Raw genomic sequence first — 11,580 nt, forward strand, 5'->3', positions numbered from 1 at the left:
GAGCCTGTCGGGGCCAATCAGTTCTATAAGTATAATGACGCTTACTCAACTTGAATATATTGTAGCTATCGATACGTATCGGCACTTTGCGACTGCCGCCGAAGCCTGCCACGTAACGCAGCCGACGCTTAGTATGCAGATTCAGAAGCTGGAGGATGAACTCGGCGTGCTCGTGTTCGACCGGTCGAAGCAACCCGTTGTGCCGACCGAAACGGGGCAGGCGATTCTGGCGCAGGCGCGCGACGTACTGCGGGCAGCCCGGCGAATTCCCGAAATTGTGAGCGAATCCAAGGAAGATTTCCGGGGTGATTTTCGCATTGGTATCATTCCGACGCTGGCGCCGTATTTACTACCCTATTTCATTGGTGAGTTTGTGGCGAAATATCCGGGGGTGAGCGTTCAGATTCAGGAAGTTGTTACTGAACAGATTATTGAACGCCTTCGAAACGGTTTGCTCGATGTGGGGCTTGTCGTGACGCCCCTTGCCGAAAACGGAATCACGGAAATTCCATTGTTTCGGGAGCCGTTTGTGGTCTATGCCGCCGAGGGGCATCCACTGCTTACCCAACCAGCAGTTTCACCTGCGAATCTGCCAACTGACGGGCTCTGGTTGCTCAGCGAAGGGCACTGTTTCCGGAATCAGGTAATGAATTTGTGTGGAGCTGATCGGCAGATGAACAATCCGATGGCGTTACGTTACGAAACTGGTTCGCTGGAAACACTCATAAAACTGATCGACAAGCAGGTGGGCTTTACGTTGCTGCCGTACCTGGCTACGATCGATATTGATGCCGCCCGTCGGTCGCGGCTACGTCCGTTTTCGGCACCTACACCGGTGCGCGAGGTCAGTCTGGTGATGCATCGCAGTTTTCTGAAACGTAAACTCATTCAAGCGTTTAAAACTGAAATTATAGCTCACCTGCCGGGCGATTTGATAGAAGCAGGAAGTAATGGGCAAATGGTGAATGTGCGGTGATGGCTGGTTTACTGGCAGTTACAACATTAGATGCGTATCATTCGCTTTTATCGCGAAAAAACATACACGCTTAAAATTGCTTATTCGTAGCAAATTGGTGAATTTCAGGCGCAAATAGACAGATTGAAGAATTTTGGCATTCAATTTGTAGAGTCAACTCCTAACCTATTTGCATAACACATGATTCATCGTTTACGGTGGCTGTTCTTATCGTATAAATTTCCTATACATAAGATGTGCACGGGCCTGATAATGACCTTGGCACTTCTGCTCGGAACACGGGCTATCGCCCAGACTAACACACTTGAAACCCAGCCCCTTCCCGTTACATCCGTATGTCCCGGCTCCACCATCGAAGTGACGGGTTTCCGAAACTACCCCAGCGCCGACATTCGCGTCGAACTATCCAACGGCGGTAGCTATTACGAAATTCCATCTGAACTGATTGACGGAAATAGGTTTGAAATTAAGTATCAGGTCACGATTCCTGGTAACACCCCGGCGGGAACCAATTACCGCATCCGGATGGTATCGAAAAATCCCGATTTGGCTGGTATACCCAGTTCGACGACATTAACGGTCAAGGCCGCGACAACAGCACCAACCACCGCATCTGCTACGTATTGCCAGGGAACAGCGGCCAGTGCTTTGTCGGCTACGGCCAGTACTGGTGGAATTCTTATCTGGTACGGGTCGGCTTCGGGAGGGAATAGTTTGCCGGGTGCTCCAACTCCTTCGACCGCTAGCCCCGGCGTGGCTACGTACTACGTGAGTCAGAGTATTAACGGTGCCTGCGAAAGTCCGCGTGCAACCGTCCAGGCAACGATACAACCTACGCCGTCGGCACCGAGTATTTCGCAGTCAACGTATTCAATCTGTCAGAACTCGCCCACTCAATCGCTGTCGGCTGTTGGTCAAAATCTGAAGTGGTACGAAACCCCTACGGGTGGAACGAGTGTCAGTGCCGTGACGCCTAGTTCATCGACGGTCGGTACAAAATCGTACTACGTTAGCCAGACGACGAACGGTTGCGAAAGTTCACGTACTACGTTGACGGTCAGTGTGCAGGAGGTGCCAGCCGCCCCTACCATCAGCCAGACAAGTTATACGGCCTGTCAGGGAGGATCGGCCATCATTAGCGCTACTGTGGTATCGGGTATATCAACTATCTGGACGAATTACGGCGACTCACCAGCCCCAACCAATACCAGTGTAAACAACAACGTAGCAACCGCAATCATACCCACTGATCAGGCCCGAACAATGACCTATTCGCTGGCTCAGACTAGTTCGAATGGATGTAAAGGTCCGTCAAGTGTTACGGTCAGCGTTACGGTAAAAGCTACGCCTAGTGCACCGTCGGTTCAGTCTGTCAGCGTTTGTCAGGGTGGAACCGCGCCAACGCTTCAGGCAAATGGGCAGGGGCTTCTCTGGTACACAAACAGTTCTGGTGGAACGGGCTCGTCTGTAACGCCGGTCGTCAGTACGTCGCAGGCAGGGCAATTTAATTATTACGTTACCCAGTCGCAAAATGGTTGCGAGAGCGTTCGGGCAGTTTTGCCAGTATTTGTCAACAGCATACCAGCTGCGCCCTCACTTACTTCCCCAATCATATCGGTTTGCCAATATACACCGGTTCAAACGTTGGCGGCAAACGGGCAAAATTTGAAGTGGTATGACGTAGCAACGGGAGGTAACGCACTGGCATCCACTCCCCAATCTGATCCTTCGACACCATCCTCCAAAATTTACTACGTTAGCCAGACCGTTGGCAGTTGCGAAGGGCCAAGAGCTAGTTTGACCGTTACGGTTCGACGAGCGCCCGATGCGCCTTCACCGGTTAAGAGTGATTATGAATTCTGCGAAGGTGAGTTGCAGCCGGTTATCAGTTTTGCGCTACCTGCCGCTACGGACTCAAAACGTTGGGTGATCTTCAAAACGTCTAGCAAAGAAACCTTTTTTGAGGCTACGACAACCAACACCACGTTGGTCGTCAACGTACCAAATCTATTTTCACCCGCTTCGGCTAGTGCTACGTCATCTGTTGAGTCATACGGTGCTTTTGTGATGGACATAACGGGCTGTGCCAGCACGACCAGTTCGCCTATCAACGTAAAAACAAAGGCGCGCCCATCTAGCCCGGCTACGTCAGAACTTTCGATCTGCCAGAATGCGCCGTCGCAATCGCTTGCTGCTACAGGACAAAATCTGCTTTGGTATACGACCGGATCAGGTGGCGTCGGTTCGTCGGTGGCGCCAACGGTCAATACGGGGCAAGCCGGACAAACAACGTACTACGTCAGCCAAACGCGGGATGGTTGCGAAGGGCCACGTAACGCGCTATCTGTCACCATAAAAGCGTTGCCAACGGCGCCCGGCGTAACACCGCGAACGATCTGCGCCATGAGTCCGTCGGAACAGGCAACAGCGTCTGGCGAAAATCTGACGTGGTATACTTCGGATGGGACGAAGCTTGGATCGGCTCCCACTATCAATACAGATCGGGGAACTTCTTATTCGTTACTTGTAACGCAAACGGTGAATGGTTGCGAAGGACCCAAAGCTAGTTTGCAGATCAACGTAATATCCACGCCTATCCCGGCAGTTGCTAAAGCCATTGTTGAACTCTGTCAGGGATCACCGCCACAGGCGCTTTCAGCGACGGGAACAAATTTGAAATGGACAGAGCCAAATGGTAACGTAACGAGCGTAACGCCGATGCCGTCCACAAATACGCCCACCGCCCGGCCCGATGGCGATGAGTATTCCGTTACGCAGACCGTTAACGGCTGCGAGAGTACCAAAGCGTCGATACGTGTGTTTGTGCAGGCCACGCCCAAGCTAACGCTGAGCCAGAGCACAACCACGAACATTGGATTGGACGTACCCCTAAAACTGATTTTTACGGGTGTCGGTCCCTATCAATATAAATTGTCGAATAACATCGCTGGAACGGCCACCAAGGATACAACAATATCGGTAGCTCCTGCACAAACTACTACGTATCAAGTACTTGAGATAACTAATAAATGTGGGGCCGGACCAACCGGAATTGCCACCGCTATTACCGTCACGGTACTTGTGCCCACCATCCGAACGCTGGCGCTGAATTCTACTACGTTGTGTGTGGGTACCCAATTGACCACCAATTTCCAGACGACCGGTACGTTTAACACGGGCAGCGTTTTTAAATTGCAGGTGGCGAAAGTTGAGACGGATACGACAAAAATGGTCTACCTTGATGTGCCTGTAAGTCAGACGGCGAATGGGCAGCTTAGTGGGCTTATTTCAAATACGTTGCCCGCCGGGAACTATGCCGTACGGGTTATTGCTACGAATCCTAAAATCCCGATTAATGGCAGTGCCAGCCCAACAACGCTAACGATACGTCCATTGGCAACCGCATCGCTTACGGGCAACCCAACCGTCTACGAAGGGCAGCCAGCACGGCTTACTGTTGTGCTGACGGGCGACGCACCGTGGAGTTTCTCATATCGGGACAGTACGTCGGCGGGGCTTGGTGGCACAATGACCATACAAACGAGTACCAATCCGCATTCGCTGGAAGTCAGACCGACGAGAACCAGTACGTATCTGCTTACTGGTGTGAGCAATGGATGTGGTACGGGGGCTGTTGTCAGTCGGGCAGCTATTGTTACTGTAACGCCATTGCTAGGTATTGAAGATCAATTGCTTGTCGACGCAGTTGATGTGTTTCCGATACCCACTTCGTCAATGATTACGGTACGTATCCGAGGTCTGACAATGGCACAGCCTGCTACCCTCGAATTGACTGACCTGAACGGACGTATCGTCCATCAGCAGGAAGCCCGACTGGAAAACACATCGATTTCCCTCGAATCGAAGCCAACCGGTACGTACCTGCTACGTATCCGCGTAGGCGACCGAACTGCCGCCAAACGGATTGTAAAACAGTAAAACGTAGCGCGGACGGCCGACCGTCCGCGCTACGTTTTATTACCAATTATCATCTCCGCTACTTCCCGTCCTGTTTTTAGTGCGCCGTTGAGCGATGGGTACGTCGTTTGGTCGCCACACTGATACAGATTTTCGGCTAATTTGAGCGGTTGACGTAGCGAATCCGTGCCGGCTTGTTCAGGAGCGTAGGCGGGTAATGCGTGCGGGATATGATACGTTCGTAGATATTGCCATGTTTGAACTTCGCTACCAAACCAATTCGAAAGTTCCTGCCGAATCTGGGCAGTGAGCGATTTCTCATCAACTCGTTCGAGTTGCTGCGTGCTAACCGAAATGAGCGATTTTTCGGCGGGGGCGTAGGTTGGTGCTATATCGCTGACAATGGCTACGTTATGCACCGACGAACTACGATGCGTATTGAGCATCAGTAGCCTCCGCTGTTTTGGATTCAGTATGAGTTGTGCGGCATCAGCCCCGAAATAGGTGCAGGTAGTATGATTAAATGCTTGTTCGGTCGGAGTAGGGCGGCCAGTTAAACGAGCGGCCTGCGCAGCATCAACGGCCAGTACAATAGTTCTCGCCGTAATGGTTTTGCCAGATTCTAGTTGAATCCTATTGCCGTCGATACGTTGAACAGGCGAGTTGAGCCAGATATGATTCGGGTTCAGTCGACTTGCCAGTTGTTCGGGAATGGCACCCATACCGCGCGCGGGTACGGCGGCATCACCTTCGAAGAACATGCGGAAACAAAACGAAAAGAAATTGCTGGACGTAGTAAGCGCATCTTCTAAAAATACGCCCCCGAAAAATGGCCGGAAAAACTGCTCAATGATGGAGTCAGAAAAGCCGAATTCATCCAGAAAATCTAACGTAGTGGCAGGAGTTTGCCTGAATAGTTCGTCTAAGGTTAAGCTTTGGGTTTGACGTAACAATTCAAGCAATAATACCTTGTCATTGAACGAACCTACTGGCGAACTGATCATTTTGAACACCGATGAAGGCTCTCGTGCCGGATTGAGAAACATTCGCCAATTTGCCTGATCGCCTGGCGGTTGGTGACGTATCAGTGCCCCCGACCGAAAGCACTTCAAATCCAAAGCCGAATATTTTAGGAGCCGTTGCGCTTCCGGGTAGGCTGTCAGCAGGATTTGAAAACCACGGTCGAGCTGATAGCCATCGACAACATCCGTGCGGACACGTCCACCGACAGCATCATCGGCTTCGAGCACGAGCGCGTCGATACCAGCTTGTTTCAGGTAAATTGCGCAGGCAAGGCCAGCCATACCAGCACCAATAATAACAACTGGTAAATCGGGCGACTCGGGTAAATCAGTAGGCATGGGAAAGAAAAGTTTGGTTGTTCTTCTGTGGGGAAGTTCAAATGTAATTCACCCGTCATAATTATTCGGTAGGCAGTAGTATTTTTTTTATATAGATTGGATATTTTAAAGCTTATCATTTGTTAAACTGTTGAAATACAGCCATTAACAATAATTTTTTATTGTTTTTCCGAGAAAGCATTAATTTTGTCGCACCAATTTGCGTTATAGCCACATGGACCTGCTGGTTATTGACAACTTCGATTCGTTTACATATATGCTGGTCGATTACCTGCAACAGGCGGGTGCTCGCTGCCACGTAGTACGTAACCATGTTTCGTTGGAAGAACTGGCTAAAAAATCGGTTGATGGGGTTGTGCTTTCGCCGGGTCCGGGTATCCCTCGGCGCGCTGGTCGGCTGATGGAAATTATTGCTTATTACCACCATCGTTTGCCCATGTTGGGTATCTGCCTGGGGCATCAGGCTATCGGCGAATTTTTCGGTGCCAGACTCGTTCGCGCCCGACAGCCCATGCATGGCAAACAATCGACAATTCATACGATGGCTGATGACGTATTATGGAAAGGAGTACCGGCTGAATTTGACGTAACACGCTATCATTCATTGGTTTTAACTGACCTTTCTGATACGTATCAGCCCAATACGGGTAGTCGAAAACCACTGGTTTGTACGGGGTTATCGAAAGATGGGGAGGTGATGGCGCTACGTCATCGTACATTGCCATTGTGGGGCATTCAATTTCATCCGGAAGCTCACCTGACGCAGTACGGATTGCAGCTAATTCAAAACTGGATTGACTTTATCAGGTTTAGTACACAGAAAAACGATTCGACTTCATCCTTAACCACGTCGTACATATGAACTATCAGATTCGCGAAGAAGCCGGTTTCCGCTACGTTGACGAAGGACAGGGCGACATACTGTTGTTGCTGCATGGTTTGTTTGGTGCCCTCAGCAACTGGGACGATGTGATTACTACGTTCTCGAAACGGTACCGGGTCGTTATTCCGATGATGCCCATTTATGAAATGCCGATACGTCAGGCCAGTCTGGAAGGATTGCTGGCGTTTATCGAAAAGTTTGTGGATCAGAAAGGACTGAACGAGATGACCTTGCTGGGCAATTCTTTGGGTGGGCATCTGGCCATTTTATACACGTTTAGCCACCCTGATCAGGTGCGAAGACTGGTGCTGACGGGTAGTTCGGGCCTGTTTGAAAACGGCATGGGCGGCTCCTTTCCAAAACGCGGAAGTTACGAATACGTGGCCGAGCGGGTAGCCTATACATTCTACGACCCAAAGGTAGCGTCGAAAGACCTGATTGATGAGGTATTTGAGATTACCAGCAGCATTCCAAAATGCATGAGCATTGTGGGTATCGCAAAGTCAGCACAACGGAACAACGTAGCGAAGGACCTATACAAGATTCAGGTGCCGACGTTGCTGGTCTGGGGGCTGAACGATACGATTACACCCGCCGAAGTAGCGCACGAGTTCAACCGGCTAATTGCTGATTCCGAACTGCATTTTATTGACAGATGCTGCCATGCCCCGATGATGGAATGCCCGAATCGATTTAATGAATTACTTGATAACTGGCTGGTACGTCATCCGATTTACGACGAGCAATTGTCGGTAACCAGCTAGAGTTTGTTTTGATAACTAAATTCGGAGAACCGTCCACTAAGTGGTCGCCGTTCACGAAATATGGAGTACAGTTAGATCATAACTGTTCCGGTTTTGAAACTATGCATTAATTTACGTAGTTTTCTGGCAAACAGGTTGCTGTTTATGCTACCACTACACTGTTAGAAATATGCTGGCTGCCGAATTAATAGACCCTATGATCCCCACGCTGAAGCCAACGGATTCCGTTGGACAGGCGTTGGAGTGGATGCAGGAACACCGCGTAGGGCAACTCGTTCTGACGGATTTGGGCGAGTATCGCGGAATACTGACCGAAGAGTTACTGATGGATGCCGTCGACGAAGAACGGGCTGTGAGTCAAATCATGCGTCTTTTCGAGCAGACTTACGTACAGGAAGATCAGCACTTGCTGGAAGTACTGGGGCTGGTAACGCAACATCAGATGGAAGTGGTGGCCGTCCTGAACGAAGAACGTCAGTACATTGGTACCATTTCGGTGAATGAACTTCTCAAACAATTTACGCAGGAACTGGGCGTACAGGAAGGGGGCGCCATTCTGATTTTAAGCATCAACGAACGAGATTACTCGATGACGGAGATCAGCCGTCTCGTTGAATCGAATAACGTCAAAATCATCAGCAGCTATTTTTCAAGCGCGGCTTATGGTATGCCCGATCGCTCGCGATTAACCATTAAACTCAACCGGCGCGACATCACCCCCGTAATTGCTACCCTCGAACGATTTGGTTATCAGATTGAAGCCGCCTTTGCCAATACGCCTATCGAGAGCATTGATCAGGACCGTCTCAACTCACTGCTACGTTATTTAAATACGTAAATTAGCAGAGGGCGTGGGGTAGAGGGTAATTACCTCTTTATCCTCTGCTCTTTGCCCTCTGCCCTTCGCCATTTTTTCATGAAAATCGCCATTCACGGGCGCAACTTTCCCGAATCGGCCCGGCCTTACATTCAATCCATGTTTGAAGAGCTGGCCCGTCGTCAAGCTGACATAGTTATTTCGAATGGATACCGCGAGTTTCTCGATACGGCGGGCGTTGCTCATTACAGTCAGGAAACTTATACCGTCGAGGAAGGCGTTACGGACGCCGACTTTATTTTCAGCCTGGGGGGCGATGGTACGTTGCTCGATGCTGTTACGCACGTAGGGGCCAGCCAGATTCCGATTGTTGGTATCAATATTGGGCGCCTGGGGTTTCTGGCAACGGTAGCGCCGGCATCGGTTCGGCTGATGATCGATTCGCTTTTCAATGAGCAATACACAATCGATGAGCGGACGCTGGTCAGCGTTCGCTCATCGCAGGATGTTTTTGGGAATTTGCCCTTCGGACTGAACGATTTTACCATTACCAAAACACAGACCTCATCGATGATTACGGTACATACGTATCTCGATGGGGAGTTCCTGAATTCGTACTGGGCCGACGGACTTATTATTTCAACACCATCTGGCTCCACGGGCTATTCACTCAGTTGCGGTGGACCTGTTCTGCTGCCGCATACCGATAGTTTCATCATCACGCCTATCAGCCCGCACAACCTGAATGTTCGCCCGATGCTGGTCATGGATAGTTGTCAGTTGGCTTTTGAGGTAGAAAGTCGTAGCGGCAATTTTTTGGCGGCTCTGGATTCTCGTTCGTTTACGGTCGATGTGTCGGTACGTATCAGTCTACAAAAAGAAACCTTCAAGGCACGTTTGCTCAAACTCAGCGATGATAGTTTCCTCAACACGCTACGTAGTAAACTGAACTGGGGCTTCGATATTCGGAATTAGAAGCAGTCCATTTTCTCGAAAAATCCCGTTTACGGCATAAATTTTGGTACCCTCTGCCAATAAAAGCATTCTCCCTACCGTTTCGGAAATGGCTGGACTGATGACCAGCCGCAGTTGATTCACCTAATTTATGAGTATGAATAAAAATAATTGGCTGATGGTAAGTGCAGCAGCAGCTTGCCTGCTGGTTGGCCAGGTTACGGAGGGTATTGCACAACGGCGGCCGAACCCGCATTTTGTGCCGTATTCATCAGTTTCGTTTGGAGGTGGCTCATCAACATACTTTGGCGACCTGGCAGGTTATCGCCAGCCGTTTAAATCGCTGTTTACGCTACCACGCTGGAATGTGGGTCTGGGATATACCCGACAATTTACGCCCCACTTTGCCGCTCGCGCCATGTTTACCTGGGCTCGTATCTCAGGGGATGATTATACGTATAGCAAGAATGATCCGACTAAGTACGCTATTCCCTACGCACGAAATCTTCATTTTCGGAACGATTTAAAAGAGTTTGCCCTAACGGGTATTTATAACTTCATTGCCGATGGTCGTACGCCTGAAAACCGGGCGAAAATTACGCCCTATATTTTTGGTGGCGTGGCGTTGTTAGCTCATAGTCCTGAAGCCCGGACACCTACAGAAACCAACGGTAATAATGGTGCCTACGATGCTCGTAAATGGGTGAAACTCCAACCTTTGCATACCGAAGGTCAGGGTCAGCCGGGTTATGAGAAACCGTATTCGCTGGTTACTGTGGCCATTCCGGTAGGTATCGGTGCACGGTACATGATTAATGAATTCTTTAACGTTGGCCTTGAAATTGGTTACCGATACACGTTTACAGATTACCTGGACGATGTAGGCGGAGATTATGCACAACCGGATGCGCTTCAGGGTTTATCGACGATAATGGCCGACCGACGATTTGAGCGGGATGCCGCCCGGGAAAATAAAGACCGTTATACCGTTGCACAGCAGCTTTTTCAGGCCGACTCATCGCCTTTCACTGCACCAACACGGGGTGAAAAAGGGATTCTTCCCGACGGTTATTTGCTGACACAATTGACGATTCAATACGTTATTCCGGGCAAAATCAAATGTCCACCCATTCGGTAGATAAGTGGTCGTTGATGGCTTATACTATCAACGAAAGACTTTCGACCATCGACTCCAGATAATGCATCGGTATCAGGTGAGTTTAGCCCGACTGATTGTAGTCGGGCTTTTTATCGGCTTCCAGGCGAAAGCCCAGCAGATTGAAATAGGGGCTGGTTTGGGTGGTATGCTTTACAAAGGCGACGTATCACCTGAATTGAATCCGCGTTTTATCACTCCGGCTGGTAATCTGTTCTTTCGGTACAATTTCAGCCGTTCGTTTTCGATGCGTGCGAGCGGAGCTATTGGCGCGTTCCGGGCCGAAGATAAGTACAGCAGCGATCCGCAGCAGCAGCTTCGTAATTATTCGTTTCGAACGAATATGAATGAAGTTACGGTCGATCTGGAATATAATTTCCTGAACTATAAACCGCTGCCCAAAGCTAAAAACTGGACGCCTTACGTTTTTGGGGGAATCGGTTTGTGTCAGTATAAAAATGCAGTGGCGAAAGTTGGAGGAATGCTCATATTTCCGCTGGGTATCGGCGTGAAATACGAAATTAAGCGGCCCTGGAGCGTTGGCCTGGAGTTTGGCACCCGATTCACCAGCAACGATTATCTGGATGGCCTCGGCGACCGCACATTTGGTAACGCCACGGCCAAAAACGCTACCGGAAACCCTGCTCTCCGCGACAGTTATACGTACACTGCCATTACGGTAAGCTATACGTTCTACAAGATTTTCTGCCCGTAAAAAAGTAGTAAACAATAAGTATGTAGCTAATTATCA

At 49.8% G+C, this 11,580-nt stretch carries 9 protein-coding genes; 8 read left to right on the forward strand and 1 reads right to left on the reverse strand.

Annotated elements, in window-relative coordinates:
- The first annotated feature begins 34 nt into the window (after positions 1-34).
- Both ACYVF1_RS27620 and ACYVF1_RS27625 read left to right on the forward strand, forming a co-directional pair.
- On the forward strand, positions 35-976 hold the full coding sequence (locus ACYVF1_RS27620) for a LysR substrate-binding domain-containing protein (protein WP_461085081.1): 942 nt from the start codon (positions 35-37) through the stop codon (positions 974-976).
- Between the two features lie 252 nt (positions 977-1,228).
- The gene (locus tag ACYVF1_RS27625) at positions 1,229-4,915 is read left to right on the forward strand and encodes an Ig-like domain-containing protein (RefSeq protein WP_461085083.1); all 3,687 of its coding nucleotides are present in this window, start codon (positions 1,229-1,231) and stop codon (positions 4,913-4,915) included.
- 29 nt (positions 4,916-4,944) lie between these two features.
- Here ACYVF1_RS27625 and ACYVF1_RS27630 read toward each other — a convergent pair whose 3' ends face one another.
- Positions 4,945-6,255 (reverse strand): NAD(P)/FAD-dependent oxidoreductase, encoded by a 1,311-nt coding sequence (locus tag ACYVF1_RS27630; protein ID WP_461085085.1) that lies wholly within the window; start codon positions 6,253-6,255, stop codon positions 4,945-4,947.
- Positions 6,256-6,469: 214 nt separating this feature from the next.
- Between ACYVF1_RS27630 and ACYVF1_RS27635 the strand changes: the two genes are divergently transcribed.
- The 6 genes from ACYVF1_RS27635 to porG all read left to right on the forward strand — a co-directional run bounded on the left by ACYVF1_RS27635 (position 6,470) and on the right by porG (position 11,544).
- Complete coding sequence (locus tag ACYVF1_RS27635) at positions 6,470-7,117, forward strand: anthranilate synthase component II (protein WP_461085087.1); 648 nt, start codon at positions 6,470-6,472, stop codon at positions 7,115-7,117.
- Positions 7,114-7,902, forward strand: coding sequence for an alpha/beta fold hydrolase (locus ACYVF1_RS27640; protein WP_461085089.1), 789 nt, complete (start codon positions 7,114-7,116; stop codon positions 7,900-7,902). The genes ACYVF1_RS27635 and ACYVF1_RS27640 overlap by 4 nt, the downstream gene beginning before the upstream one ends.
- 169 nt (positions 7,903-8,071) lie before the next feature.
- A complete protein-coding gene (locus ACYVF1_RS27645) occupies positions 8,072-8,740 on the forward strand; it encodes a CBS domain-containing protein (RefSeq protein ID WP_461085091.1) in 669 nt (222 codons plus the stop codon).
- A 78-nt stretch (positions 8,741-8,818) separates the two neighbouring features.
- Positions 8,819-9,694 (forward strand): NAD kinase, encoded by an 876-nt coding sequence (locus ACYVF1_RS27650; RefSeq protein ID WP_461085093.1) that lies wholly within the window; start codon positions 8,819-8,821, stop codon positions 9,692-9,694.
- A 136-nt stretch (positions 9,695-9,830) separates the two neighbouring features.
- Positions 9,831-10,811, forward strand: coding sequence for a DUF6089 family protein (locus ACYVF1_RS27655; RefSeq protein ID WP_461085095.1), 981 nt, complete (start codon positions 9,831-9,833; stop codon positions 10,809-10,811).
- A gap of 61 nt (positions 10,812-10,872) precedes the next feature.
- Positions 10,873-11,544, forward strand: a complete 672-nt coding sequence (gene porG / locus ACYVF1_RS27660; RefSeq protein WP_461085097.1) for a type IX secretion system protein PorG — start codon at positions 10,873-10,875, stop codon at positions 11,542-11,544.
- The last annotated feature ends 36 nt before the right edge of the window (positions 11,545-11,580 follow it).

This window comes from Spirosoma flavus (assembly GCF_054778555.1).

What these genes read in the sequence shown, in the direction of transcription:
- ACYVF1_RS27620 (WP_461085081.1), top strand. Translation starts at nt 35, where the DNA reads ATGACGCTTACTCAACTTGAATATATTGTAGCTATCGATACGTATCGG.
- ACYVF1_RS27625 (WP_461085083.1), top strand. Translation starts at nt 1,229, where the DNA reads ATGACCTTGGCACTTCTGCTCGGAACACGGGCTATCGCCCAGACTAAC.
- ACYVF1_RS27630 (WP_461085085.1), bottom strand. Translation starts at nt 6,255, where the DNA reads ATGCCTACTGATTTACCCGAGTCGCCCGATTTACCAGTTGTTATTATT.
- ACYVF1_RS27635 (WP_461085087.1), top strand. Translation starts at nt 6,470, where the DNA reads ATGGACCTGCTGGTTATTGACAACTTCGATTCGTTTACATATATGCTG.
- ACYVF1_RS27640 (WP_461085089.1), top strand. Translation starts at nt 7,114, where the DNA reads ATGAACTATCAGATTCGCGAAGAAGCCGGTTTCCGCTACGTTGACGAA.
- ACYVF1_RS27645 (WP_461085091.1), top strand. Translation starts at nt 8,072, where the DNA reads ATGCTGGCTGCCGAATTAATAGACCCTATGATCCCCACGCTGAAGCCA.
- ACYVF1_RS27650 (WP_461085093.1), top strand. Translation starts at nt 8,819, where the DNA reads ATGAAAATCGCCATTCACGGGCGCAACTTTCCCGAATCGGCCCGGCCT.
- ACYVF1_RS27655 (WP_461085095.1), top strand. Translation starts at nt 9,831, where the DNA reads ATGAATAAAAATAATTGGCTGATGGTAAGTGCAGCAGCAGCTTGCCTG.
- porG (WP_461085097.1), top strand. Translation starts at nt 10,873, where the DNA reads ATGCATCGGTATCAGGTGAGTTTAGCCCGACTGATTGTAGTCGGGCTT.